Source organism: Deltaproteobacteria bacterium (genome assembly GCA_021737785.1).
GTDB lineage: Bacteria > Desulfobacterota > DSM-4660 > Desulfatiglandales > Desulfatiglandaceae > AUK324.
The window spans coordinates 1-26,510 of sequence record JAIPDI010000015.1 but is presented as its reverse complement, the minus strand read 5'-3'; the positions used below and the strand labels follow the sequence as shown (position 1 = coordinate 26,510).

28 protein-coding genes are annotated in these 26,510 nt (G+C 52.3%); 13 read left to right on the top strand and 15 right to left on the bottom strand.

Annotated elements, in window-relative coordinates; translation table 11 throughout:
- Window positions 1-15: 15 nt before the first annotated feature.
- Together K9N21_09250 and K9N21_09245 are read left to right on the top strand one after the other, a co-directional pair.
- The gene (locus K9N21_09250; protein ID MCF8144092.1) at window positions 16-933 is read left to right on the top strand and encodes a universal stress protein; all 918 of its coding nucleotides are present in this window, start codon (window positions 16-18) and stop codon (window positions 931-933) included.
- Between the two features lie 114 nt (window positions 934-1,047).
- Entirely contained in the window at window positions 1,048-1,614 is a 567-nt protein-coding gene (locus K9N21_09245; GenBank protein ID MCF8144091.1) for a CBS domain-containing protein, read from the top strand.
- 142 nt (window positions 1,615-1,756) lie between these two features.
- On the opposite strand, the gene K9N21_09240 is transcribed toward K9N21_09245, so the two are convergent.
- Genes K9N21_09240 through K9N21_09230 form a run of 3 tightly spaced genes read right to left on the bottom strand, consistent with a single transcriptional unit; the run spans window position 1,757 to window position 4,529 of the window.
- Window positions 1,757-2,581: an ABC transporter ATP-binding protein gene (locus K9N21_09240; protein ID MCF8144090.1), complete on the bottom strand. Its 825-nt coding sequence runs from the start codon at window positions 2,579-2,581 to the stop codon at window positions 1,757-1,759.
- Window positions 2,578-3,588 carry an iron ABC transporter permease gene (locus K9N21_09235; protein MCF8144089.1) on the bottom strand — a complete coding sequence of 337 codons (1,011 nt, stop codon included), beginning with the start codon at window positions 3,586-3,588 and terminating at the stop codon, window positions 2,578-2,580. Before K9N21_09235 ends, K9N21_09240 begins: the two co-directional genes overlap by 4 nt.
- 38 nt (window positions 3,589-3,626) lie before the next feature.
- Complete coding sequence (locus K9N21_09230; protein ID MCF8144088.1) at window positions 3,627-4,529, bottom strand: cobalamin-binding protein; 903 nt, start codon at window positions 4,527-4,529, stop codon at window positions 3,627-3,629.
- Window positions 4,530-5,227: 698 nt separating this feature from the next.
- Here K9N21_09230 and thrS point away from each other — a divergent pair.
- The 7 genes from thrS (at window position 5,228) to K9N21_09195 (ending at window position 12,533) form a co-directional block, all read left to right on the top strand.
- Window positions 5,228-7,141 (top strand): threonine--tRNA ligase, encoded by a 1,914-nt coding sequence (gene thrS, locus K9N21_09225; protein MCF8144087.1) that lies wholly within the window; start codon window positions 5,228-5,230, stop codon window positions 7,139-7,141.
- Complete coding sequence (gene infC, locus K9N21_09220; GenBank protein MCF8144086.1) at window positions 7,141-7,665, top strand: translation initiation factor IF-3; 525 nt, start codon at window positions 7,141-7,143, stop codon at window positions 7,663-7,665. Before thrS ends, infC begins: the two co-directional genes overlap by 1 nt.
- Before the next feature lie 112 nt (window positions 7,666-7,777).
- Window positions 7,778-7,975 carry a 50S ribosomal protein L35 gene (gene rpmI, locus K9N21_09215; protein ID MCF8144085.1) on the top strand — a complete coding sequence of 66 codons (198 nt, stop codon included), beginning with the start codon at window positions 7,778-7,780 and terminating at the stop codon, window positions 7,973-7,975.
- A gap of 328 nt (window positions 7,976-8,303) precedes the next feature.
- The gene (gene rplT, locus K9N21_09210) at window positions 8,304-8,648 is read left to right on the top strand and encodes a 50S ribosomal protein L20 (GenBank protein ID MCF8144084.1); all 345 of its coding nucleotides are present in this window, start codon (window positions 8,304-8,306) and stop codon (window positions 8,646-8,648) included.
- A gap of 29 nt (window positions 8,649-8,677) precedes the next feature.
- Window positions 8,678-9,685, top strand: a complete 1,008-nt coding sequence (gene pheS, locus K9N21_09205) for a phenylalanine--tRNA ligase subunit alpha (protein MCF8144083.1) — start codon at window positions 8,678-8,680, stop codon at window positions 9,683-9,685.
- A gap of 103 nt (window positions 9,686-9,788) precedes the next feature.
- Window positions 9,789-12,203: a phenylalanine--tRNA ligase subunit beta gene (gene pheT / locus K9N21_09200; protein ID MCF8144082.1), complete on the top strand. Its 2,415-nt coding sequence runs from the start codon at window positions 9,789-9,791 to the stop codon at window positions 12,201-12,203.
- Between the two features lie 3 nt (window positions 12,204-12,206).
- Window positions 12,207-12,533: a MerR family transcriptional regulator gene (locus tag K9N21_09195; protein ID MCF8144081.1), complete on the top strand. Its 327-nt coding sequence runs from the start codon at window positions 12,207-12,209 to the stop codon at window positions 12,531-12,533.
- A gap of 42 nt (window positions 12,534-12,575) precedes the next feature.
- Here K9N21_09195 and K9N21_09190 read toward each other — a convergent pair whose 3' ends face one another.
- The 12 genes from K9N21_09190 to rpsB form a co-directional block, all read right to left on the bottom strand.
- Window positions 12,576-12,857 (bottom strand): integration host factor subunit alpha, encoded by a 282-nt coding sequence (locus tag K9N21_09190; protein ID MCF8144080.1) that lies wholly within the window; start codon window positions 12,855-12,857, stop codon window positions 12,576-12,578.
- A gap of 87 nt (window positions 12,858-12,944) precedes the next feature.
- Complete coding sequence (coaD, locus tag K9N21_09185) at window positions 12,945-13,448, bottom strand: pantetheine-phosphate adenylyltransferase (protein MCF8144079.1); 504 nt, start codon at window positions 13,446-13,448, stop codon at window positions 12,945-12,947.
- A gap of 77 nt (window positions 13,449-13,525) precedes the next feature.
- Window positions 13,526-14,107, bottom strand: a complete 582-nt coding sequence (gene rsmD, locus K9N21_09180; GenBank protein ID MCF8144078.1) for a 16S rRNA (guanine(966)-N(2))-methyltransferase RsmD — start codon at window positions 14,105-14,107, stop codon at window positions 13,526-13,528.
- Between the two features lie 297 nt (window positions 14,108-14,404).
- Complete coding sequence (locus K9N21_09175) at window positions 14,405-15,067, bottom strand: phosphatidylserine decarboxylase family protein (GenBank protein ID MCF8144077.1); 663 nt, start codon at window positions 15,065-15,067, stop codon at window positions 14,405-14,407.
- Between the two features lie 304 nt (window positions 15,068-15,371).
- The gene (gene tsaB / locus K9N21_09170) at window positions 15,372-16,076 is read right to left on the bottom strand and encodes a tRNA (adenosine(37)-N6)-threonylcarbamoyltransferase complex dimerization subunit type 1 TsaB (GenBank protein ID MCF8144076.1); all 705 of its coding nucleotides are present in this window, start codon (window positions 16,074-16,076) and stop codon (window positions 15,372-15,374) included.
- A 15-nt stretch (window positions 16,077-16,091) separates the two neighbouring features.
- Window positions 16,092-17,192, bottom strand: a complete 1,101-nt coding sequence (gene rseP / locus K9N21_09165) for an RIP metalloprotease RseP (GenBank protein MCF8144075.1) — start codon at window positions 17,190-17,192, stop codon at window positions 16,092-16,094.
- 239 nt (window positions 17,193-17,431) lie between these two features.
- Window positions 17,432-18,586, bottom strand: a complete 1,155-nt coding sequence (locus K9N21_09160) for a 1-deoxy-D-xylulose-5-phosphate reductoisomerase (protein ID MCF8144074.1) — start codon at window positions 18,584-18,586, stop codon at window positions 17,432-17,434.
- Between the two features lie 56 nt (window positions 18,587-18,642).
- On the bottom strand, window positions 18,643-19,446 hold the full coding sequence (locus K9N21_09155) for a phosphatidate cytidylyltransferase (protein MCF8144073.1): 804 nt from the start codon (window positions 19,444-19,446) through the stop codon (window positions 18,643-18,645).
- Window positions 19,447-19,516: 70 nt separating this feature from the next.
- Window positions 19,517-20,254 (bottom strand): isoprenyl transferase, encoded by a 738-nt coding sequence (locus K9N21_09150; GenBank protein MCF8144072.1) that lies wholly within the window; start codon window positions 20,252-20,254, stop codon window positions 19,517-19,519.
- Window positions 20,255-20,312: 58 nt separating this feature from the next.
- A complete protein-coding gene (gene frr / locus K9N21_09145; GenBank protein MCF8144071.1) occupies window positions 20,313-20,870 on the bottom strand; it encodes a ribosome recycling factor in 558 nt (185 codons plus the stop codon).
- Window positions 20,871-21,075: 205 nt separating this feature from the next.
- The gene (locus tag K9N21_09140) at window positions 21,076-21,621 is read right to left on the bottom strand and encodes an elongation factor Ts (protein MCF8144070.1); all 546 of its coding nucleotides are present in this window, start codon (window positions 21,619-21,621) and stop codon (window positions 21,076-21,078) included.
- A 129-nt stretch (window positions 21,622-21,750) separates the two neighbouring features.
- A complete protein-coding gene (rpsB, locus tag K9N21_09135; protein MCF8144069.1) occupies window positions 21,751-22,629 on the bottom strand; it encodes a 30S ribosomal protein S2 in 879 nt (292 codons plus the stop codon).
- 464 nt (window positions 22,630-23,093) lie between these two features.
- Here rpsB and K9N21_09130 point away from each other — a divergent pair, with 464 nt between their 5' ends.
- The 4 genes from K9N21_09130 to K9N21_09115 form a co-directional block, all read left to right on the top strand.
- On the top strand, window positions 23,094-23,345 hold the full coding sequence (locus tag K9N21_09130; GenBank protein MCF8144068.1) for a hypothetical protein: 252 nt from the start codon (window positions 23,094-23,096) through the stop codon (window positions 23,343-23,345).
- Window positions 23,345-24,514, top strand: coding sequence for an HD domain-containing protein (locus K9N21_09125; protein ID MCF8144067.1), 1,170 nt, complete (start codon window positions 23,345-23,347; stop codon window positions 24,512-24,514). The genes K9N21_09130 and K9N21_09125 overlap by 1 nt, the downstream gene beginning before the upstream one ends.
- A gap of 653 nt (window positions 24,515-25,167) precedes the next feature.
- Entirely contained in the window at window positions 25,168-25,989 is an 822-nt protein-coding gene (locus K9N21_09120; GenBank protein MCF8144066.1) for an ABC transporter ATP-binding protein, read from the top strand.
- Window positions 25,990-25,997: 8 nt separating this feature from the next.
- On the top strand, window positions 25,998-26,510 hold a 513-nt coding region (locus tag K9N21_09115), incomplete at its 3' end, for an AMP-binding protein (GenBank protein MCF8144065.1).

The window sequence follows — 26,510 nt, the reverse complement described above, 5'->3', positions numbered from 1 at the left end:
AGGAGGATTCTTCTTATGAGAATTAAATTGAAAAAAATTTTGTGCACCACAGACTTTTCGGATTTTTCCAATTACGCTATCCCATATGCCATTCGATTGGCCAAGGAATTCAATGCAAAGCTCTATGTCTGTCATGTGGTGGATATCACCCCGGTCGCTGCATATGATGAGGCGGTGGTACAGTGGGTGGACCAGCAGAAGGCCCTTACAGAATACGCACAGGAGCAACTGAATCAACTCATAGGGGAGCCGGCACTGGATGTGGAACAGCTTGTCCTCGAGGGCCATCCAGTGGACGACATTACCCGTATTGCCAAAGAAAAGCATGTCGATCTGGCCATTGCCGCAACCCACGGACGGTCCGGGTTGAAACGGATGATTTTAGGATCTGTGACTGAGCGGCTTATAAAGACCCTTCCCTGCCCGTTGATGTCGATTCGAAGTCCGGAAACAGTGGTCGGATCCCTTTCCGATCAGGAGATCCGGATGAACAAGATCCTTGTAGGATGCGACTTTTCAGCGGATTCCCTCCTGGCCTTTGAATACGCGCTCAGCCTTGCCCAGGAATTTCAATCCGAACTTCATCTGGTACACGTGATTGAGCCGCCCATCTATAAACAGCTGTTCAAACAGGATGTGAAACCATCGGAAGACCTCCGGGAGAGCATCCGGGAGCCCCTGGATGCCATGCTCAACAAGATGATCCCTGAAGAGGCCAGTCACTGGTGCCGGCATACAACGGCCCTGCTGGCCGGCCAGCCCCACGAGGAGCTCATTCAGTATGCTTTGATTAACCATATGGATCTAATCGTTTTGGGGATCAGGGGACACCGTCTGGTTGAGACATTGCTGGTCGGTTCGACCACGGATCGCGTGATCCGCCAGGCCCAATGCCCTGTCCTATCGGTGCGTCCCATGGCCGCGACGGCATAGAAAGATTTTTTGATCACTGATTCGGGCAATGGGTGTGCATTGCGCGGCCGCCGCATTTGAGTCGGTGGCCCGACACCATCCGGATAATATGGGTTGTAAAGGAGTGACATTATCATGGAAAACATGAAAGTGCGTGATCTTGTGATCCCGAGGGAGAGATTTCCAAGGATATCCTGCAATGCCACTTTTTATGAAGCGCTGATGGCCTTGGAGAGTGCCCAGAAGAAATATCTGTCCGGAGAATCCGAGCAGAGAATCCTCCTGGTTGAGGATGAAGAGGGAAAGATCATGGGAAAGCTTTCGCCCATCGATCTCCTTCGGGGGCTGGAAACCAACTATAACAGGATGGATACCCAGAAGATCCTCAGCCGCTTCGGGCTCGATTATATCTGGAAGTCCATGCAGGATGATTACCAGCTTTGGGGAAATCCATTCGAGGATCTGTGTCGCAAGGCCGGAGGCCTCCGAATAAAAAATTTTATCAAGCCTCCCCCCGAAGGACAGCGCGTCAGTGTAGATGACACCCTGGTCAAGTGTTTTCATCTGTTTGTGATGAATCGTCACGATGCGCTTGTGGTTCTTAGGGGAGATGAAATCGTGGGGCTGTTAACCTTTTCGGATGTATACAAAAGGGCCGCCGAGATTATGAAGGAGTGCGTTGTTGAAACACCCGGGCCGTAGAGGGGATGGATGCCGTTTCCATGCGGCGGTGCAGGGCCTGCGGGCAGACCCCATCGGATGTTGAGATCGCCCTCCCATCGACTTTTGCAGGATGGGGAGGGAAGAAAAGGTGCTGTTGGAGGGCCTGAATGCGGGTGGGGAATCAGGGCCTCCAGATGACTCTCCTGATGCCCGGATCGATGAATTTTTGGGGAACCACCGTAACTCTCTGAAAATTCCCTAACGGGCTCTTGTCCACCAGGAGGGGGCATCCATAGGCCTCTTCGAGGGACTGGAAAGTCAGGACCTCGGACGGATGACCGAGGCTCAGGATTCGCCCTTCTTTCAGGAGCATCAACCGGTTGCCGTACAGGGCGGCAAGATTGATGTCGTGGGATACCATCAGGATGGTCAGCTTCTTCTCATCTCTCAGCCTTTCCATCAGGTCCATGACCCTGACCTGATGTGCAAGATCGAGGGAAGCGGTGGGTTCATCCAGGAGAATAATCTCGGGGTCCTGACATATGGCCCTGGCAATCATGACCCTCTGACGTTCACCCCCGCTCAACTGATCCAGTTTCCGGCGGGCCAGGGATGCCACGCCGGTAAACTCCATGGCCCGGTGTGCGATGGAGAGGTCCTTTTCATGTTCCACCCCCAATATGCCCAGATGGGGGGACCGGCCCATGAGGACTACCTCGGTCACTGTGAAGGGAAAATCGACCGGCGCTGTCTGGGGCACCAGGGCAATGGAACGTGCCAGGGATTTCCGGGAGTAGGCATGGACCGGGACGCCTGAGATCTCCAGGCTGCCTGCCCTGGGTCGTAGAATCCCTGAAATACATTTCAAAAGGGTGGTCTTTCCAGAGCCGTTGGGTCCGATGATGATGAAAAAATCGCCCTGGTGGACGGAAAAGGAGAGATCCTTGAGCACGCGGAGGTCCCCGTAGGAATATTCCAGTTGTTTGGTATGTACGGCGTCTTTCATCGTCTGGTTTTTTTTAACAGGATGATAAACAGCGGTACACCGATCATGGCGGTGATCACGCCTGCAGGCATCTCCCCCTGGTCGGGAAGGGTCCTTGCCAGAAGATCGCACAGAACCATATACGTGCCCCCGCCCAATATGCACGCGGGCACGAGGACCCTGTGATCCGGGCCAACGGCGAGCCTGAGCACGTGCGGCATCACCAGCCCTACAAACCCGATGGGACCACAATACGAAACCGTCAAACTGACCATAAACGAGGTCGCTACGAGAAGGGTGACGGTCGCAGCCTTGATGTTGAGGCCCATGGTCTGGGCCAGTTCTCTCCCCATGAGTAAGAGATTCATGGCGTTTGACAGGCAGAAAAGGAGGATAAAGCCCGGGACCAGCAGCCCTGCGAGTATGCCGACCTGGTAAAGATCCGCTGTGGAGAGATCTCCCATGAGCCAGAAGATAATATTGTGGAGCCGGGAATCCTGTGTAATGGACATCAGAAACATGATCAGTGCGGCACAGAAGGCATTGACCATCACCCCGGAGAGGAGGAGGGTATCCTTTTTCAACATGGTCTGGCCTGAAGACATGACGAAGAGGAGGAGGAGGGTTCCCATACTTCCTGCGAAGGCCGTTGCGCCTACCCCGGGAAAGCGGGGAAGTCCTGCGAGAATACCGATGATGGCGCCGATCCCAGCTCCACTGGAAACCCCCAGGATATAGGGCTCGGCCAGGGGGTTCCGGAGGAGAGCCTGAAAGACCAGCCCCCCCAGGGAAAGGGTGGCGCCTACCAGGATCGCCAGGAGGACGCGGGGGAACCGTATCTCCCAGACAATGGTATGGCGCATGGCGTCTGTATTCTTTCCGTCAAACAGGGTCGCCAGGCTTTCGCTGATGCCGGTACCGGTCGATCCGATGGAGATCCCGAAGAATACGGCTGCGATCATGAGACAGAGCAGCAACAGGGATACCCTGGAAAGGCGTCTCAGGAGGAGAGGTCTTTCCAGGTCCATTCGTACGGATATGGATCCTTTGGGCTCGGCTCCTTTACTCACTTCTCTCCCTCGAAAAGTCCGGGGTGGATGAGCCGGGCAAGGATTTCAAGGGCGTCAACCAGCCGGGGACTGGGCCGGTCAAAGAGATTGGAGTCCACCGTCAGGATGCGATGGTTTCGTACGGCAGGGATGGAGGGCCACCTGCCCCACTCCCTCTTGACCGCCTCAAATCTGCCTCCCCGCGCCATGGAGGTAATGATGAGCACGTCCGGCGCTAGGGCCAGGACCTGTTCGTGGCTGAATCGCGGGTACGGGGTAGGGCCCTTTGCAAGATTTATCCCGCCTGCGAGCTCTATCAGTTCATTGATAAAGGTCGATTCCCCCACGGAGACAATGGGGGAGATCCCTATTTGAAAGAAGACCCCCGGCCGGCGGGAGGCCTTTGAGACCACTGATGTGACATGGCTGATCCTGGATTGCATCTGCTGGATAACGGCGTCTGCCTTTGGGCCGGCGTTGAGGAGGTCCCCTATGCGGCGAATGGTTCTCATGACCGATTCCAGATCCTTCGGGTGCACCGCATAAACGGGTATGCCGAGGGCGCTCAGCCGAGCGACCACATCCTTCGGATTGCCGTCCTTGGTGGCAAAACAGAGATCAGGTCTTAAGGCCACGATTTTTTCCAGGTCCAGGCGGATATAGGATCCGACAGAGGGAAGTCGGGTGGCCTCTGGGGGGAAATCGCTAAACCGGCTTACCCCCTTTAACCGATCCTCCCTGCCCACTGCAAATATGATCTCCGTGATGCTGGGGGCAAAGGAAACGATGCGTCTGGGATCATCCGGCACAATGACTCGCCGGCCCGTTTCATCTGTTGCTGTTCTGGCGGCCGATGGTCCTATAGAGAAAAAGAGGCTGCAGAAAATTATCAAAAAAAGAATGTACCGAATATGTTGCATTAGGATCAATCCTGAGGACGCATAGGCCTGGCGCAAGACGGCTGAAAATCATGAGACAGGATGTTAGTGTTCATGACGAAGAAGAGTTCTTCACCTCCTGAGATGAAAATAGGGGCTGGTTCCCGGTTATCCGTCCAATGGTTATCAGGAACAAACTTCAAACCGAAATCCGATAACTGCCCCTGGACGATTCTCATGGCGAGGGGCGGTACGGATAGATAGGCCGATGAAGTCGGTACCTGTGAATCTGGGACAAGCTTAGCCTTTTACAAGACGTTTTTCAAATGGTTTTCAATCGTTAGGAACCGGATTTCTGTAAATCCCATGGCCCCGGGGAGGGCCGGGAGGCATTGAATCGGGCATGCCGTCATTTTTTGCTTGCATTTCATCACGTTATTGTTTATAAAGACAAAATTTTCCAATCCGGTCGCCTGACATCACAAGGCCGGGGCTTGGGAGAACGCATCCGGTTGAATCGCCGTTCGGCAAAGACACGCATTGCCGGACGCTTAGGAAGACGGCCCGGCTGGGCCGGCCGGAGAAGAGACCCTGAAGCATATTGACGATTACCCTTAAATCAATTCCTTATAAAACACGATACCCAAGTGCGTTGATTCGGTAAGTGAAGATTTTATGAGGCATCTTGAGAAGTGGTTATGTACTTCGGATGCCTTGTTTTCTTTAATGGACATGATATGATGAAAACGTTTTCGATCCATTTGAATGAAAATCCGACAGAACAGGTGGAGGCGGAATCCCTGTCAGCGCGCCAGGCCCTTGAACATCTGAATGTGGGCGGCCTGGACAGGGTGGTGGCTGTAAAGGTGAACGGAGAGTTGCAGGACCTGTCTTCGGCCCTGGAAGACGAGGCTGAACTGGCGCCCATCTATCTGCAGTCCGATGAAGGGGTGGAAATCCTCCGGCACAGCACCTCCCATGTCATGGCAATGGCCGTCAGGGAGCTCTTTCCCGGGGTAAAGGTCACGATCGGCCCGGCCATTGAAAACGGATTTTATTATGATTTTGATTATGAACGTCCGTTCAGAGAGGATGATCTCCCTGCCATTGAAGAAAAGATGAAAGAGATCATCCGGGCAGACCTTCCCTTTGCCAGGAAAGAGATGGGGAGTCAGGAGGCGATCGATTTTTTCAAGGATCAGGGCGAAGATTACAAGGTCGAATTGATCCAGGACCTGGGCGCGGACCAGGTTTCCCTCTATACCCAGGGCAGTTTCACAGATCTGTGCCGGGGGCCGCATATCCCGTCCACCGGGATGATTAAGGCCTTTCATTTGACCCGGGTTGCCGGGGCTTACTGGCGGGGGGATGAAACCCGGCCCATGCTGAGTCGAATCTATGGCGTGGCATTCGCCGACCAGAAGCATCTGAAAAAGCACCTCCACTGGCTCGAAGAGGCCAAAAAAAGAAATCATGTCCGACTGGGACCCCAGCTCGGACTCTTCAATACCTATGAAGAGATCGGGGCCGGGATGATCGTCTGGCATCCCAAGGGCGCCATGTTGCGGCACATCCTCGAGGAGTTTGAGATACGGGAGCATTTGAGAAGGGGATACGAGTTGGCGAGAGGTCCGCAGATCCTGAAGACGGAATTGTGGAAAAAGTCGGGTCACTTCGAGAATTACCGGGAAAACATGTATTTTACCGAGATCGATAAGCAGTCCTACGGTATCAAGCCGATGAACTGTCTGTCGCACATGCTCATTTACGGCTCCAAGTTGAGAAGCTACCGGGATCTGCCCAAAAGGTACTTTGAGTTGGGCACGGTCCACCGGCACGAGCGTTCAGGGGTCTTGCACGGACTTTTCAGGGTTCGGGAATTCACCCAGGATGACGCCCATATCATCTGTACTCCGGATCAGCTCAATGCCGAGATAAAGGGCGTGCTCAACTTTGTCAAAGAGGTCATGGATATCTTTCAGTTTGAATATGACCTGGAGATCAGTACGCGGCCTGAAAAGTCGATCGGGTCTGATGCGGACTGGGAACTTGCTACACAGGCCCTTATCAGGGCCATGGAAGATGAGCGGCTGGCGTACGAGATCAATGAAGGGGACGGGGCCTTCTATGGTCCCAAGATCGATGTCAAGTTGAAAGACGCACTGGGAAGAAAATGGCAGTGCGCTACCATTCAATGTGATTTTACACTTCCTGAAAAGTTTGATCTCACGTATATTGGTAAAGACGGCGAAAAGCATCGGCCGGTGATGCTTCACCGGGTGATTTTAGGCGCAATTGAGAGGTTCATCGGGGTTTTGATCGAACATTATGCGGGCGCATTTCCCACATGGCTGGCGCCGGTGCAGGCGGTCATCCTTACGGTAACAGACAGAAATATCCCCCATGCCCAAAAGGTATATCAGACCCTGAGGGAGGCGGATGTCCGGGTTGAGGCCGATCTCAGAAACGAGAAACTCGGCCTCAAGGTGAGAGAGGCGCAACTGCAGAAGATCCCTTATATGCTGATTATCGGGGATAATGAATGCGATAATGACGGGGTAACCCCAAGGCAGAGGAGCGGTCAAAATCTTTCGCTGATGACTGCGAAGGCATTTAGTGACCTGATCAAAGGAGAGTCCGAACAAAGGAGGTAATGACCATAGTAAAAAAATCTGATGACGTCAGGATCAATGAACGGATCCGTTCGAGGGAGGTGCGATTGATCTCTTCTGAAGGCGATCAATTGGGTATCGTATCCCTGCGTGATGCCTTGGAAGCGGCCAAAAATGAAGGATTTGATCTTGTAGAGGTTGCGCCCAATTCAGACCCCCCGGTCTGTCGGATCATGGATTACGGGAAGTTCAGATACCAGACGAGCAAGAAGGTCCAGGAGGCTCGAAAAAAGAGCCGAGGCGGCCAGATGAAGGAGATCAAACTTCGCCCCCATACAGAGGACCACGACCTCACCTTCAAGATCAAGAACCTCAAGAAATTTCTTGAAAAGAAGCATCGGGTGAAGGTCACTGTTTTTTTCAGGGGGAGAGAGATGGCCTATATGAATGCCGGCGAAGAGATCCTGAAGCGGGTCGCTGAAGAGGTCTCGGAAGACGGTGCCGTAGAACAGCCGCCTACCCGGGAGGCGAGAAACAGAATGACGATGGTCATTATTCCGAAATAAGGGTCAGCGGGGTGAGACCTTCTGGATGGGCGCAGTTCCTGCCGATGCCATCAATGTCGGTAACTGAAAGGTGCATCCTGCAGGGTTTCACCTTAGCAGATGGAGGTAAAGAATGCCCAAGATAAAGACGAACCGAGGAGCCGCCAAGCGGTTTAAGACCACTGGGTCGGGTAAGGTGGTAAGAAGCAAGGCTTTTTCAAGTCATATTCTCACGAAAAAGAGTTCCAAACGAAAAAGAAATCTGAGGAAATCGAGTCTTGTGGATGCCACCAATATGAGACAGGTGGCCAAACTGATCCCCTATCTATGAGCCGTTGGGGATTGGGAATTTCAAAATCAGGGGATTGATGTGTTCAGGAACTTGAAGCCGTTTCTGTGCGCGTTGTGTCTTTTTAGGATATTGTTAAAAATGTGAAATCCAGCAGGACGTGTAGGCAAAAATCGTGAATGTTGAGCCGATGTATTGCATCGGAAGAAAACGTGCAGGGGATGGTCGATGACATACCGGACGAAATTCGCAAGAGGATCTATCCGGGTTTTTCATGTCCCCGCCGAGCAACCGTAATCTGCATCATGAAGTGACGGCTCAGGTATGAGATGAGACAACGCTTCGCAAATACCATAAATGAGGTTTAGCCATGCCAAGGGTTAAAAGAGGCTTTAAGGCCAGGAGAAGAAGAAATAAGATATTGAAGGCTGCGAAAGGCTTCCGGGGGGGGCACAGTAAACAGCTCAGGACCGCGGATGCGATGGTTATGCGGGCCGGCGTGTACGCATACCGGGATCGGAGGACCCGAAAACGGGATTTCCGCAGTCTCTGGATTGTCAGGATCAATGCCGCTGCCAGGGAGCACGGACTCTCCTACAGCCGGTTCATCGGAGGTCTTCAGAGGGCGGGGATACTTTTGGATCGTAAGGCGATCGCCGATATGGCGGTCCATGATCCCGCGGCTTTTTCCCGGTTAGTGAGCATGGCCCAGTAGCCCGCCTCACATCTCTAACAGACAGCCTGATGAAAGAGCAACTTCTTGAACTGGAATCACGCGCCCTGAAGGAACTCGACGCGATTACGGATCTCGCGGCGCTTGAACAATTCCGGATCACATATCTGGGCAAGAAAGGTCGGCTTACGTCCTTCATGAAAGGCGTCGGTGGCCTGCCGCCAGAACAACGTCCCGAGATCGGTAAATTGGCCAATGTGGTCAAGAAGAATCTCTCAGAACGCTTTCAGGAGTCAAAGACGCTTCTGGGGGCCGGAAGGGGAAGCGGAACAGGATCCATCGACCTGACCCTGCCTGGAAGAGAGCCTCTTCGCGGACACCTTCATCCCATCACCCTGGTCCTGCAGGAGGTCTGCAGGATCTTTTCGAGAATGGGATTCAGGGTGGTGAAAGGGCCCAACGTCGAACTGGATTATTATAATTTCGAGGCCCTCAATATACCCAAAGACCATCCTGCACGGGACATGCAGGATACCTTTTACATCTCCGACAATATCGTCCTCAGGACCCACACCTCACCCATGCAGGTCCGCGTGATGGAATCCCACAAGCCGCCTGTCAGCATTATTGCCCCCGGCAAGGTCTATCGACGCGATTCTGACGTGACACATACCCCCATGTTCCATCAAGTGGAAGGTCTCCTTGTGGACAAAGGGGTGACCTTTGGCGATCTTAAGGGAACCCTTACCGGTTTTGTTCACCAGATGTTCGGCCGCAACACACGCCTTCGTTTCAGGCCCAGCTTTTTTCCCTTTACAGAGCCGAGTGCCGAAGTGGACATCCGCTGCGTCATGTGCAAAGGGGCCGGGTGCAGGACCTGTTCCCACACAGGCTGGCTGGAAATATTGGGATCCGGGATGGTGGATCCAGAGGTATACCGGTTTGTGGATTACGACCCGGATCTCTACTCCGGCTTTGCATTCGGAATGGGGATCGAGAGGATTGCCATGCTTAAATACGGGATCGATGATATTCAGCTCTTTTTTAAGAACGATATGCGGTTTTTGAGGCAATTTTAGATGAATTTAGGGATTTAGGGATTAAGGGATTAAATGAAGGGATGAGAACTGTTTTCAATTCCTGAATTCCTGAATTCGCAATTTCTCAATGGCGTAGCGACATATGAAGGTAAGTCTGAACTGGATAAGGGAATACGTGAATGTCGAGATGGGGCCCGACGAGCTGTGCCATCTCCTGACCATGACCGGCCTTGAAGTGGAAGGGATGGAACCGGTCGGCCAATCCCTTGAAGATATCATCGTGGGGCGAATCGTGTCTGTGAAGCCCCATCCCCGCTCAGAACGTCTCACCGTCTGCGCCGTAGATACCGGACAGGAACAGGTCGATGTGGTCTGCGGCGCCCCCAATGTTGTGGAAGGTGCCTTAGCGCCGCTGATTCTCCCCGGGGGGAAACTCCCGGACGGGAGGCTGATAGAGAAAACCCGGATCAGGGAGGTGCTGTCAACGGGGATGCTCCTGGCCGAAGATGAAATGGGGGTGACCGATGATCATGCCGGCATCATGATCCTCAGTCCGGACCTGGTTCCCGGCGCAAAAATTTCCTCGGTCCTTTGCTTCCCCGACTGGGTCTTCAATATCGCCATTACGCCCAATCGGCCTGATTGCGCCAATGTAGTGGGGATAGCAAGGGAGATTGCGGCGGCCACGGGAAAGCCCCTCAAGATGCCTGATATCCGGATGGATGAGAGCGGGCCTTCCATTGAAGAACTCACAAGCGTCACGATTCTGGATCCTGATGGGTGCCCCCGCTACGCCGCAGGCATGATTCAGGGCGTAAAACCGGGGCCGTCCCCCTTCTGGATGAGATACCGGCTGTATCAGTCCGAGGTCCGAAGCATCAGCAACCTGGTGGATGTGACCAATTATGTGATGTTGGAGACGGGTCAGCCGCTCCATGCATTTGACTATGATCGTCTGAGAGAGAACAGGATTGTGGTACGGCGGGCGGAAGAGGGGGAGGTCTTCACCACCTTGGACGGGCAGAGCCGTACCATGTGTCGGGAAGACCTTATGATCTGTGATGGGGAGAAGGCCGTGGCCCTGGCAGGGATCATGGGCGGACTCAATTCCGAGATCTTCGCCGATACAACGAACGTCCTGATCGAAAGCGCGTTTTTCGATCCTGTGACCATTCGAAGGGGCTCCAAGCGCCTGGCACTCTCTACCGAGGCCTCCTACCGTTTTGAAAGAGGGGCCGATATCGAGGGCGTTGGGTCAGCGCTGAGGCGGGCACTCTCTCTCATGTGCCGTTTGTCCGGGGGAAGGATCGCCAAAGGCCTCGTGGACAATTACCCCAGACCCTGGAATCCTCCCCGTATTCACCTCCGGACAGACCATGTCAACCGTATCCTGGGCACTTCCCTGTCACGGACGGCGATGAAAGGCTATTTTGAAGCACTCGAGATGGGGGTCCGTGATGGGAATGAGGATGAACTGGTCGTCCAACCGCCGTCATTTCGTGTGGATGTCACCCGGGAAGCGGACCTGACAGAGGAGGTGGCGAGATGCTACGGTTTCGACCGGATACCTCTCACGGTTCCCAGCATAAGACCGTCGGAGGAGGGGGACTCGCCGGAACTATTTCTTCAGAATCAGATAAACGCTATCATGACCGGCATCGGCTTTTTTGAAATCATTACCTACAGCTTTATCTCCCCTGAATCTGCGGATATCCTGGGGGCGGAGGAGGACAGCCCCATCAGGTCCTTTGTGCCGCTCTTGAACCCGCTGACGGTCGACCAGTCGGTATTGCGGACGTCGCTCATTCCAGGGCTCATGAGTGTGGTGAAGACCAACATGGTCCACGATCAAAAGGGTCTGCGGCTTTTCGAATGGGGAAAGATATTTGTTCAAGATGGCGAGGATCGACTCCCTGCAGAGATGATCTTTATCGCGGGCGTAATGATCGGTCAGTATCAGGAGAAATCGTGGTATCATGATGAGAGAGCCTGCGATTACTACGATATGAAGGGGGCGGTGGAGGCCCTTTTGAAGGGGATCGGTCTCCACGGGATTCATTTCAAGAGGGAGCTGGGGGCGCCGGGGTATGACAATGAGATCCTGGCCGGGATTTATTGTTCAGACAGGCGCATCGGGCGGTTGGGGAAGGTCGCTTCAAATGTGATGGGCACATACGATCTAGAAGACAAAGATGCCTATGTTTTCGAACTGGATGTCCAGCCGATCCCGATGCTGTGTCTCGGCGCAAGAAAATTCCGGCCTTTTCCGCGGTTTCCCGCCGTCTTCAGAGACCTTTCGCTTCTGGTGGAACGGCACATAGAGAGCGCCCGACTTGTTGAGATCATTCGAAAGGAAGGGGGCGACCTGCTGGAGTCGGTTCAAATATTTGATCTTTATGAAGGAGAAAAGATCGACCCTTCGGAGAAGGCCATCGCCTTCAGGATATCTTACAGATCTCCGCATGAGACCCTTGAGGGTGAGCGGATCAACCGTTTGCACGGGGCGATTATTGAAAAAATCAGAAAAGAAACCGGAGGCAGATTGAGGGAGGGCTGAAAAATGGTCCAGATTCCCGGTAACAGACGATACTTTCGAATCGGGGAGGCCAGCCGCATCGTGGGCGTGGAGCCTTACGTGTTGAGATATTGGGAAAACGAATTCGCCCAATTGAGACCCCGAAGGGCCGATTCCAGGCAAAGGACCTACCAGAAAAAAGACTTAGAGACCCTTCTTGAAATCAAGAGGCTCCTCTATGAGGACCGAATGACCATTGAGGGCGCCAAGTTACGCCTCAAAAAGGAGAAGAACGAGCCGCCAACCACCGAAAACTCATTCTTCAAGGAGGTGAAACGAGAACTGCACAAGATACTGGAGGTGCTCAGGTAGGTGTTTGCGCCGATTCCCCGCGAAGCGGGTTCTCCGCATCTGTCATCTGTTTATCTTGTCGCGAAGGACGCCGGAAGTCTTGAATACGACGACCCGCCGAGCCCTCAGTTGGAGGTCTTCAGTGGTTTGAGGGTTTCTCCCCCGACGTGCGGATTTTTCTTTGACGACAAGTTTGCCGAAACCGCTGATCAGGAGGTTTTCCCCCCTCTCCAAGGTCCCTTTAATGAGTTCAAGGAGTCCTTCCGCAACTGTCCGGGATTGACTTTTACTAAGTCCGACCTGATGATAAATGGTATCGATGATCTTTTCTTTGGTCAGGGCCACCTTATGATCCTCCTCATTTGTACTGCAGGGTGAAAACCACCTAAGTCTTAAATTTTTAGAGAGAAATAACTCCTGTTGACAGATGTGTCAAGCATTTTTTCTCTTCAAAAACTTTTCTTTGAGTTTGTTGTTGACGAATTCCGGAACAAGGCCGCTCACATCCCCGCCAAAGCTTGCCGCCTCCTTTATGATGGTGGAACTGATGTAAAACCATTTATAGTCGGTCATCAGAAATACAGACTGGACATCACGGTTTAATTTGCGGTTCATGAGCGCCATCTGAAATTCATATTCAAAGTCCGAGAGGGCCCGAAGCCCTCTCAGGATGATATTCGATTTCTTATGGATAACATAATCAACCAGCAATCCGTCGAAGGTATCTACCTCAACGTTCGGATTTCCTTTCAAGGCCTCCTGGATCATCCCCATCCGTTCGTCTATGGAAAATAGGGGTTCCTTCTTGGGGTTGTGCAGGATGGCAATAATCACGCGGTCAAATATATCCAGACCTCGTGAGACAATACTCATATGCCCATTGGTGATAGGGTCAAAAAAGCCGGGATAGATGGCGGTCTTTGTACATTTTTCCATTCCTCATTCAACTCCTGGTGAGTGGTTAGATGCAAGTGTCAACGTGTCAAACGCTGAGGCCTGAATTCCCGAATCTTTCAGCTTCTCAATCCCTCAATTCCTGAATCCCTGAGTTCATAAATGCTGATCTTTGTATCCCCATAGACCCGGGCATGGACCCTCGAAAGCCCTGAAAAAGAAGATGGGAGGTCCGTGGTTTTACCTGTTTCGACAACGACCCGTGCCGATAATGAAAGCCGTTCTCCTGCCGAGATTTCCGCAACCAATATCGGTGCGATATCCTTGGAATAGGGCGGATCCAGGAAGACAAGGTCAAATTTTCTATTCAAGAAGACGTGCCCCAGGGGTAGTCCTCTGGTGAGGTCCCTCTTCAAGATCCTGCTGGAATGCCGGTGCCCACATCGCTCAACGTTTTTCTTTATTAATTCAACCGATTCATCCAGGTTATCGACAAAAACGGAATATACGGCGCCCCTGCTAAGGGCTTCCAGACCGAGGCTCCCCGTGCCGGAGAAGAGATCCAGGACGTGATATCCTGATAAGTCCTGGCCCAATATATTGAAAACCGCTTCACGGACGCGATCGGCGGTCGGCCGGATGAGGCGGCCCTTCGGACCTAAGAGAACCCTTCCCCTGGATTGACCGCCGGTGATTCTCATCCTGCTCCCTTTCAATCACAGTCCTCTCTCAAACAAGAGACCCGGACAGGACAATACGTCAGAAAGGGATCCGATCTGGCAAGGCGTCATGTCTTGTACCGGATTGATCGGGGGGAAGATAGATTCCTCATTTTCCCGTTCCATGAAACGGTTGGTATTCCCTGTGACAATAGCATGGGGTCTTTCTCCCGCCGTCGGCAGGATAAGAAAATGGATATGTCATGCCCGGGCGGGCCGCCCCAGCCTTTAAGATTTTTTTTGCGGAAAAGGAGAAAGAAGGAATGCTTGACCTCGAAATCATGAGAGATGTCCGATAGTGGTTAGCCCTGCTTTGACCTTCTGCCCGACCTCAACAGCGATTCTGCTGTCCGCGGGAAGATATACCTCCAAGCGTGAGCCAAACCTGATAAGGCCGAATCGCTGTGCCCTGGATACATGATCTCCTTTTTCGATCCAGCATGCAATTCGCCTTGCTATAAGACCCGCAATCTGCACAAAGGCAACTCTTTCAGCATGTCCGGTCTTCAAGATGATTATATTTCTCTCGTTTTCCTTTGAGGCTTTATCCAGGTTTGCAGAAAAGAATTTTCCAGGGTGATAGGTGATCTCCTCAATGGTTCCGCCGATGGGGATACGGTTCACATGCACATTAAAGATGGACATAAAGACGCTCACCTTGACCGCTGACCGGCCGAGAGGGTTGTCCTCCCCGTCGAGATGGCGTACCTCCAGAATCGTGCCGTCGGCGGGGGTGAGTACGGCGCCCTCCTCACAAAGGCCGGGTATGCGTTCAGGATCCCTGAAAAAGAAAATGATGAAAAGTGCAAAGACCCCCAGAAACATGGCGATATGGAAATGGCCGAGACAGGCAAGGAGGATGGTCAGTCCGCTGCTGACCACAATGAAGGGGACCCCTTCCTTGGCTACCGGCCATGTGTTGTTAATCCGTGAATTATCCAATTTATAACTCGAAAACCTTCTTTCATAAACGAAATTTCATATTTCAGCACATGGCACAGCCGTCTTCTCAGGAAGAAAAATCAATCCGATGATGTCTCGGGACGTTATATCATTTAAAGCCTTTTTGTCAATCCCTTAGTCAAAGCCGGCACGAAACATTCTGGTGCGTTCCCACGGCCTTGGCGCCCCTTATTTTTTGGGCTGCAGCGCTTTTAAATGAGCCCCCCTGCCGGGGCAATTTGCATATTTTCAGAAGACAAATGTGTGCTTATTTTTTTATATGATAATGGTCAATCGGCGATAGTCAATCCAGGGTTTCACACGAGGGAGTGCGGTTGGATCGGATATCGGGGGGACGAAGATAAACCGGATTGAGGGCATAGGGATCATCCAGATCGCCGTGAAGAAATCGCTCGCGTGCCAGGGATCCGACGGCAGACGCCCTCGCACACCAGTTGTGGATCGGCGCCAGGAGGGCACGCTCTCCCAGGAGATTCTTCAAGCGGGGCCCTTGGGTGGGATAATCGTTTCCGACAAACAGAGAGGGTTCCTGGAACAGGAGGGGGATATCCTCAAATCGAACCCAGGCATCTTCGCCGGTCCTTTTGAGGTCCCTGTCATCATTCCAGACGAATCGGGTAGTGAAGACCTCTCCTTTCCTCGAATGGAGGATGGGGATTACGGGCAGGCCTGCACATGGGGCCTGAATCGCCATGGCCTCAAGGGTCGATATACCGATTATGGGGACCCGAAGGGCATGGCACAAGCCTTTTGAAAGGGAGACCCCTATTCTCAGACCGGTAAAGCTTCCCGGACCGGTTGCAACCGAAATGCATTTTACCTCCCGGATTTCCCGTTCGGAGGAATTAAAGAGAAAGTGAAGGGCAGGCACCAGGTTCCCAAAATGACCCTTTCCTTCGGACATCAGGTGCTCTGCCACCAGGCCCCCGTTCTCAGAGACAAGGGCAAGGGAGAATTGGAGAGAAGACGTGTTAATGGCCAGGATCATATGCAGGTAACGCCCTTATCCGATGAGTCGTTTGATATCGTTATAGAGGACAAATACCATCAGGAGCACCAGGAGAAAGATCCCCGCTTTCTGGAGAAGCTCGCGTTTCTTTATATGGAGAGGCCGTCCGATGATCAGCTCTATCAGGAGGAGGACAATGAACCCGCCGTCCAGGACCGGCACCGGAAGAAGATTCAAAATACCCAGATTGATACTGATAACCGCCATGAAAGGGATCAGATGAATCCAGTTTTCCTGGGCCAGTTGACCGGTCATCTGGCCGATAAGGATGGGTCCTCCAACCGTCTCCATCGGAATGATCCTCTGGATAAGCTTTGCAACGGTCAGGCAGGTCAGTTTGATGATTTCCCAGGTCTTTCGGAATCCTTCCGCGACGGCGCCCACAGGACCAGGGTCAAGCTTCTCAAATGTTCCGGCCGCGACGATTCCGATAAGGGGCGATCGAACATCCTCGCCAAAGATGTTTTTGGTTACCGAGATTTCCGGTACCACCGTGACCGTAACATCTTCACTTCCTCTTTTTACTTTGATTTCAACCGGCTGGCCAGTATTTACCCCTATGATTTCCTTGATCTGAGGCCAGTTTTCTGTTGCCTGGCCGTCCACGGACACGATGACATCCCCTGGTTGTAAACCTGCCCGGCTGGCGGGTGAATCTTCCCTTACCTGACCGATTTCCGAGGTCATGACGTGGACCCCTGCCGCCATATAAAAACCGCAGAAGATGACCAGGGCCAGAAGCAGGTTGAACAGGGGGCCTGCAGCCACAATGGCGATCCGTTTGGCCGCATGCTTATTGCTGAAGGATTTTTCTTCATCTTCGGGTGAAAGGGGACCCTCCTCTTCATCGGCGGTTTCTCCCAACATCTTTACATAGCCGCCTAAGGGGAGGGCGGAGATAAGATACTCGGTTTCTCCCACCTGTTTGCCCACCAGTTTGGGGCCGAATCCCAATGAAAATTTCAGGACCTTTACGCCAAAATATTTGGCGGCCAGAAAATGACCCAACTCGTGAAAAAAAATCAACACGCCAAGGACCACGAGAAAAGGGAGTATATAGTATAGAAAAAAATGTATGGATTGATCTAAATGCATGGTCGTTCTCCAGACTCAACCTGAAGGTCTCGAATTTGTATGATTTATTGAAATATTATCCTTAATGGGGCAGCCCGGTTTGCGTCGGACATGGAAAGGCGGAATGGTGGAATACGGGATTATCGGGTTTAAATCGGAACCCGTCATTTTTACAAAAACATATGGAATACCTTTCACCCGGTATTCCAGTATTCCAAAATTCCATTATTCCAATCAGGGCGAAACGCCTGAGTTCCGGATCACCTGCGCAAGTGTCCCCTGGTCGTTTCCCTTGCCCACCTGTCGGCACTCAACACCGCTTCGATGGTTTCCACAGGCGAATGGGTGTGGGCGTTCATGGTCTTTTCTATCACATCCGGGATGTCCAGGAAACCGATCGTCCCCTTCAGGAAGGCGTCAACGGCAATTTCATTGGCGCCGTTTAAGACCGCAGGCATGCTTCCCCCTGTTGTCGCCGCCTTCAATGCCAGCGCCAGACATCTGAATCGCGTCATGTCCGGTTTCCTGAAACTGAGGTCCCGGATCGTTTCCAGATTCAGGGGCGGAAGACCATTGCTGAGATGTCGTGGATAGGACAGTGCATAGGAGATCGGAATGGTCATATCCGGAATCCCCATTTGGCCGATGAGCGAACCGTCCCTGTATTCCACCATGGAGTGCACGATGCTCTGGGGGTGTATCAGGATATCTATCTGATCCATTCTCAGATCGAACAACCATCTGGCCTCAATCACCTCGAGTCCCTTATTCATCAGGGTCGCTGAATCGATGGTAATCTTGGGGCCCATCTCCCAGTTGGGGTGCTTGAGGGCCTGGGCGGCCGTAACATGGCGCATCTCGTCAAGTGACAGATCCCTGAACGGTCCTCCTGAAGCGGTCAGGATCACCCGTTTCAGGTCTTCCCTCGGATGCCCTTGAAGGGATTGAAGGATTGCACTGTGTTCGCTGTCGATGGGGAGGACGGTCACGCCCTGTTTTCGTGCTTCCGCCATTACCAAGGGGCCGGCCATGACCATGGTTTCCTTGTTGGCCAGGGCGATATCTTTTCCGGCCTTAATGGCCGCATAGGTAGGTACCAGGCCCGCGGCACCGGTCATGGCGGAAACCACCGTATCCACCCCTTCAAGGGTTGCCAGTCGCACGAATCCTTCGACCCCGACAAAGACTTCGGGGGCGTTATCCCCAGGGAGACGGGAGCGTACCTCTACCGCGACGGATTCGTTTAATACGGACACGGCTACCGGCCGGAAGATCTCTATCTGGTCTAACAGGAGATCCCCGTTTCTGCCGGCTGAAAGGGCCACGATTTTGTATTCTTCAGGATGGGCCCTGGCGACCTCGAGGGCACAGACGCCGATGGATCCGGTAGCGCCCAACAGGGCGATGTTTTTCATGTTTACGCTCCGGGAGAGATGGGCAATCAAATATGGGAATGGATATACATTGCCAGTTATGGGGTTCCCAGGTCAAGAGAAAGATAGACATACAGAACAGGGATGGCAAAAAGAAGACCGTCTATTCTGTCGAGAATGCCCCCGTGTCCGGGGAGAATATGCCCTGAGTCCTTTACCCCATGACTTCGCTTCAACATCGATTCGCATAGATCCCCAATCTGACCTGCTGTGGACAGAAACGCCGTAAGGATGAGCACCTTCAGATCCAGGGTGGAGGGACCTATCAGGCGAATAAAGAGAGCTCCGGCCATGAGGCCCGCGACCAGTCCGCCGACGGCCCCCTCCCACGTCTTGTTCGGGCTGACGGCCTCATACAGTTTATGCCTTCCCAGAAGCCTGCCGAAATAAAAGGCGCCTGTATCGCTGGCAAAGACAACTGTCAGCAGAAAGAATATCCAGACCGGTCCCTTCGGCCGTATGTCGATAAGGATGAGGAGGGCAAGGGGGAGCGCCGCATACACAGGGCCGAACAGCGTCTTGCCAAGATCTTCAGCCGCGTATTTTCGGGGACCCGCTGCCATAATCAATGTCATCGGAACAATGGCCCATAACAGAATTATGGCCGGCACCAGCATGATCTGGCGAAGGTATATGGCGGCAAACAGAAGAAATGTCAAAAAACCGGTGAGCCATGGGAGAGGTTTCGGGAGGCGTGCAGAGGTCATTGCATAATATTCCAGGAGACCTGCCAGGGAGGCGGCGCAGATGACCGAATAAAACAACCATCTGGGTCCGGAGCCTATCAGAAAGACCAGGATAGGTACTGCGATTAAGGCGGTCAGCCATCGTTTCAGATGCATAATCATCCATCGAGCTATTCACAGCCCTCTATTTCTCAGCCCCTGCTCCCTACTCCTTACTGCCTACTGCTTACTCCCTACTGCCTACTCCCCCTATGCCCCCGAACCGCCTGTCCCGCTTCTGATAATCCCGGATCGCAGCCATGTACTCGTTTTTTCCGAAATCGGGCCAAAGCGTAGGGGTGATATAGATCTCGCTGTATGAAATCTGCCACAAAAGAAAGTTGCTGATGCGGTATTCACCACTGGTTCGGATCAGCAGATCAGGATCCGGCATCCCTGATGTATAGAGGGCGTCCGAGACCACCTCCTCGGTAATCTCATCCGCAGCCATCTGCCCCTGTTGCACTCGCCCTGCGATCTTCACGACGGCATCCAGTATCTCCTGTCTCCCCCCGTAGCTGAGGGCCAGGGTCAGGGTCATCCGGCTGTTGGAAGAGGTCTGTTCCATGGTGTCCTGAAGGATATCCCTGGTGCGTTTGGGAAGCCTTGAGGTCCTGCCGATGGTATTGAGCCGGATTCCGTTTTCCTGCATCTCTTCCAGCTCTTTCTTCAGGAATCGGTTGAGGAGTTTCATGAGCGCCTGGACCTCGTATTCAGGTCTCTTCCAGTTTTCTTCGGAAAAGGCATAGAGGGTGAGCCAGCGGATCCCGATTTCACAGCTCATTGTCACGATCTCCCTTACGGCGTCGGCGCCCTGCTGGTGTCCCAGGATACGACTGAGCCCCCTTTTCTTAGCCCACCGGCCATTGCCGTCCATAATAATGGCGACATGGTCGGGCAATCGTGTGGAATCAATGGATGTCATGATGTTTCGTCTAAAAGCGCCGGTCAGAACATCGTGTAAAGAAGAGAGAGGCGGAAGATCAGAATTCTATGATTTCCTTTTCCTTTCGGGAGGTTATCTCATCAATTTTTTTAATGAATTCATCGGTTATTTTCTGAACGTCCTCCTGAGATTTGAAGAACTCATCTTCTGAAATCTCTTTTTCGGTTTTCAGTTCCTTGAACATTTCGTTGGCTTCCCTTCGGAGATTACGTATTGAAATACGGTTTTCCTCAGCCATCTTTTTGGCCACCTTTGCCAACTCTTTTCTTCTTTCCTCTGTCAGCGGCGGGATCGAGATCCGGATAATTTTGCCGTCATTTGCAGGGGTGAGCCCCAGTTCGGATTTCAGGATGGCCTTTTCGATATCGCCGATGACGGACAGGTCCCAGGGTTGGATAGTGATAAGCCGACTCTCCGGGACAGCGATGGACGCCACCTGTTCCAGGGGCATCTGGGTGTCATAACAGTCGATCTTGATCCCTTCCAATAGAGCGGTAGAGGCCCGGCCTGTCCGGATTCTCTTGAAGTCCTTTTCCAGGGCTTCTGCGGTTTTATTCATTTTTTGACGCAGTTCGGAAAGGATCTCGTCTTTCATGGCACTGCTCCTTATCCGGACAAGCCGGAATAAAAAAGGTCTCGCACGGAGACACAGAGACAGAGAGTTTTCTTGTGATGTTTTCACAAGACGAATTGGATAACTGCCCAACCCGGATAGACCGGCGGTGCGAATTCAGAAATCGAGCCCCGGCAGCATCAAGGGAAGGGATGCCGCCGGCAGGGCTATGTCTCGACGCCGGCGATTAACCCTCGGATTCACCCAACTGAAATCGGACAAACCGTCTGATGATGATGTTTTCGCCTGTCTTGGCGATTAATTCGTTTAACAGGTCCTGAACCGTGATGTCGGGGTTCTTTACAAAGGGCTGTTCCAGGAGGCATGCCTCGGAATAAAACTTATTAAGTTTTCCTTCAACGATTTTATCCACCACCTTTTCAGGTTTTCCCGATTCCTTGGCCTGCACTGCATAAATCTCCTTCTCCTTTTCCAGGACATCCTGGGGCACGCTTTCCCGGTCGATGGCGACCGGGCTGGTCGCGGCAACCTGAATGGCGATGTCCTTTACAAAGCCTGTGAAGTCCTCTGTTTTGCCCGTGAAGTCTGTTTCGCAGTTGGCCTCGACCAGGACCCCGATTTTTCCTCCCGCGTGGATATAGGACTGCACCTGGCCCTGGGAAGTGGCACGTCCTCCACGCTTTTTGGCCGTTGCGATGCCCTTTTTTCTCAGATGATCGATGGCCTTGTCGATATCCCCGTTACATTCAGAAAGCGCTGTTTTGCAATCCATTATCCCAACGCCGGTCTTTTCTCTCAGCTCTTTGATGGTTGAAGTCGATATGGTCAATTTATACTCCCCCCCACTTGATGGAATGTTTTGTTCTTTACTTTATTGATGTACCATGGTCAATGGGCGTGCTTATCCTTCCACAGACGCGACGTGCTCCTCGTCCGTCGCTTCGTTTGCCCTGGAAGCATCGGATTTGGGAAGGACAATAATTTCAGGGCCCCCTTCTTCCGCCTGAGCTGCGACCGGCGGCGTTTCAGCGGTTTCAGCCTCAGCGGCCTCCTGTTCCTTTCTTAAGGCATCTTCTTCTCTTAACCGCTGTTCCGCAAGGTTGTGACCTTCGATGCAGGCGTCTGCGATCTTTGAGCAGATGAGCCTGATGGCCCGTATGGCATCGTCATTTCCCGGTATAAGGAAGTCGATTTCATCCGGATCGCAGTTGGAGTCGGCGATCGCAACGACAGGGATGCCGAGTTTTTTAGCCTCTTTGACGGCAATTTTCTCTCTCTTGGGATCGACAATGAATACTACCCCCGGCAGCTCATCCATGTTTTTGATTCCCCCGAGATTCTTTTCCAGCTTTTCCAGCTCCCTGTTCATCTTGAGAATTTCTTTTTTCGTATAGCGGTTGATAGAACCGTCTTCTTTCATCCGTTCGAGTTCCTTGAGACGAGAGATGCTTTTCTTGATCGTCTGGAAATTGGTGAGGGAACCTCCCAGCCATCTATTGACAACATAGAACATGCCGCAACGTTCGCTCTCCTCGACAATGGATTCATGTGCCTGTTTTTTGGTTCCGACAAAAAGGACAGGGTAGCCTTCTGAGACTGTCCTGACAATGAAATCATAAGCGATCTTAATAAGCCTGACCGTTTTTTGAAGGTCAATGATGTGGATCCCGTTTCGCGCGCCGAAGATATACGGCTTCATTTTGGGGTTCCAGCGTCTCGTCTGGTGTCCGAAATGGACGCCTGATTCCAGAAGTTGTTTCATGTTGATAATTGCTGCCATTCAATCCTCCTTGATAGTGAGATCGATTCAGATCTCGATGCCGGTTTTCCCTCGGTTCGGAGCCTCTCATACCCATGTATTGGCAGAGCACCTGGCAAAATTCCAAACCTGTGTTTTTTGGTCCATTGACCCTTGAACCCATCCCCCTGATCTGGTATTCTACTGCAAAAAGAACGCTATCATGGTGGAGAACACAACACCTGAGGAAACGTCATTTATGGTGAATACGCGAAGGCACCCGGTCAGGATCGGCCAATGAACACGCCCGGGTCTAAAAAGCCTCGGATTCGCTGATGAGGCTCAAAATTTCATAAGCCGATATATATACCACTGGCAATTCTGATTTGCAAGAAAAAAAAATAGGAAACCGTTTAAAGCGGTTGGTATTCCAGTGCTCCGGTCTTCCACTATTCCCCATCGGGCCAACGCCCCCATTGTCCCGGCGATTCGTAAGAGGCGTCATAATGGATGAAAGCACCAAGAATGGTATCAGACGCCTGGCCGAAGATGGTGAGGCGCGCATTGCCCGCTCCATACTGCGCTGGAAATATAAAAAGGAGGGGATTGCGCCCCCCGGGGATGAGGATCTGGAAAGTCAATCTCGAAGGATCGCTGATACCGCCCGCGGCGTAATTTCAGAGAGGGGGAAAAACCTCTGGAACGAGATCAAAAAGGTCTATGCCAGGTCAGGGGGCAAGGGGGACCCGGGCAGGTGATTTACAGCAAACGACTCCTTGATGTCAGAAGAGATCTGGATGAATCCGAGGGGGAGAGATTGGCTCCCTGGGCCTGTCTCAGCCGGGATGCTTTACGACAAAAGAGCGACCCTGACATCGACCAGGGACACAGACAGAGTTTCTCAGCCGATTCCGACCGGATACTCCATTCATTGGCCTATTCCCGTTATATCGACAAGACCCAGGTCTTTTATCTCATCAAAAACGATCACATTACCCATAGGGTCCTGCATGTTCAGCTCGTATCCAAGATTGCAAGGACGGCCGGGCGCCTTCTCCGTCTGAATGAAGACCTGATTGAGGCGATAGCCCTCGGGCACGATATCGGGCACACGCCGTTTGGGCATGATGGGGAGAAATTCCTCTCCAGTCTGTGTGAATCCCACCGTATCGGTCGATTTCTCCATAATATCCAGGGCGTCCGCTTCCTGCAGAAGATCGAGAGGAAAGGGAAGGGGTGGAACCTGACATTGCAGGTCCTGGACGGAATTCTCTGCCACGATGGGGAAATTCACTCCCAGCTTCTCGAACCCAAGAGAGAAAAGTCCTTTGATACCCTGGCCGAGGAAATGAGGCAAAAGGCCCAGGATCCCTCCACGGACCTCCGGCCGATGACACTGGAGGGGTGCGTGGTCAGAATGGCTGACACCATCAGCTATATCGGACGGGACATCGAAGATGCCATCAGACTCGGTTTGATCCATCGGCGGGATATCCCGGACGATTGCCGTCATGTTCTGGGAGACACCAACGGAACGATCGTCTACACCCTCGTTGAGGACCTAATTGCAAATAGCCTGGATAAGCCGTACTTGAGCTTCAGCAAAGATGTGGGATCGGCGTTGAAGAAATTGAAGCGTTTTAATGAGGGATGTATCTATAAGGATCCGAGGGTCAAGGCGCAGACAGACAAGATATGTCTCATGTTTGAACTGCTGTTTCAAAAATATCTGGAGGACCTTGAAATGAGCAACCCCGACTCAGACATCTTCAAGGGGTTTTTAGAGGGGATGTCTCAACAGTATATCCAGCAAACAACCCCCGCAGCGATCGTACGCGATTTCGTCGCAGGCATGACAGATGAATATTTTCTGGGCCAGTGCCGGAAAAAACTTATTCCGGAGATGAGGCCGACCTTTTCGCCCTGAAGTCCGCAGGTGCCGGCGGACGAATGGAATGGAAGACTATTTTTTGATAAATTTTGTTGACAAAAGAACTATGACGGATTAATTGTGTAATCGCATTTCAGAACCCATTGTCCGTTTTATACTAAAAAAAAGGACCTCTGGATTTTAAGTATATATAAAAAAACTTCCTATCTCTCAAATTAATGACTTTGACGAAAGAGTCTCAAATCAGAACCCATGAAAATACACAACCGGTCGTTTCTGAATCCGCTTACGTGAAACACATCACCTTCATTGCCGCTTCTATCAAGGCATGAGATACGCTGCATACGTGAATTATTATTTAAGATTCCATGTCTTTCAGCACGAACAAGAACAGAACCGATTTTTTTCATGGCCCGATCCATAATTGATGAAGCGCTGCCGACGAGCAGCGGTTCATATATCTGATATCCGATAATCTGCGAAACCCGTGAGCGGATAACACCGTGGAGATTGCAGAAGCCCGCAAGATCACTAAAGATCCATATCCATTGTGGCATATGCCGCAGGCGCGCGCTTTCGCAGTGACAGCCTTTGATGAGCGTTGCTGATCAATGACCATGGCGTGATCAATTCTTTTTTCTAACAGCCGCGTCAGACAAAATTTAACTGCAAATATGGAGGCCCGTGATATGGTTCAGGGGGGGGGACTCAAAGAAGGCGAGATCATTCTGAAGCTTGAAAATATTCATATGTTTTTTGGCAAGGTCGCCGCCTTGGCCGGGGTGAACCTGGAAGTCAGAAAGGGAGAAATCCATTCCATCATCGGGCCCAATGGGGCTGGAAAGACCGTCATGATGAACTGCATCAACGGGCTGTATAAACCCCAGCAGGGAGAGATCTACTATAAGGGAGAGCGGGTCACTCATCTGAGGCCCCATCATAGGGCAGAGCGGGGTATTTCGCGCACGTTTCAGAAACTGGAGCTGTTCGGAGGGATGTCGGTCCTCGACAATATCCGCCTGGGGCGGCATATCCATCTTAAGAGCGGTATTTTGAGCGGTTCCGTATATGTGGGTAAGACCCGGAAGGAAGAGATCGCCTCCAGGCGGTTTATTGAGGAGGAGATCATCGATCTTCTTGAGATAGAGAGCATTCGGGACAAGCCTGCCCATATGCTTCCGTACGGACTCCAGAAGCGGGTGGAACTGGGGAGGGCATTGGCCCTCAATCCTGAACTGCTGCTCCTGGACGAGCCGCTGGCCGGATTGAACCTGGAAGAGGTGGAGGATATGGCCCGGTTTATCCTCGACATCAATGAAGAGGAGCGCTGGAAGGTCACCTGCGTCCTGGTTGAGCACGATATGGGCGTGGTGATGGATATCTCCAACCGTGTCAATGTGCTCAATTTCGGCAACCAGATCATGGACGGTCCACCTGAGGAGGTTCAGGCGAATCCCGAGGTCGTAAAGGCCTATCTGGGTGAAGAGGATTTGTATTCCACAAGGAGGTAACGAAAACGATGGGTGGAAACGGGATTGAAATCACCAAAGACCTCACGATCCCCCGGCTTTTTGTCAGCCAGTGTAAGAAGTACGGCACCAGCAAGGTGGCCATGCGGGAGAAGGAGTTCGGCATCTGGATGCCTTTTACGTGGCAGGACTACTATGACAATGTGAAATATCTCTCCCTCGGTATGGTCAGCCTCGGTCTGAAGCGGGGGGACAAGGTGGCCATGATCGGCGATAATCGTCCGGAAGGCCTCTGGGCGGAGATGGCCGCCCTCTGCGCGGGGGGCGTTGCCGTATGGTTGTTTCAGGACTGTATGATGGAGGAGGTCAAATATATTATTGACCATTCCGACTCCAAGTTCTTTGTGGGCGAGACCCAGGAAGAGGTGGACAAGGCCCTGTTGATCAAGGATGATTGCCCCAAGCTCCAAAACATCGTCTGGGATGATCCCAAGGGGATGAGAAACTACCACCAGGATTACCTCATCAGCATCAAGAAGGTGCAGGAACTCGGAAGGGCCCTG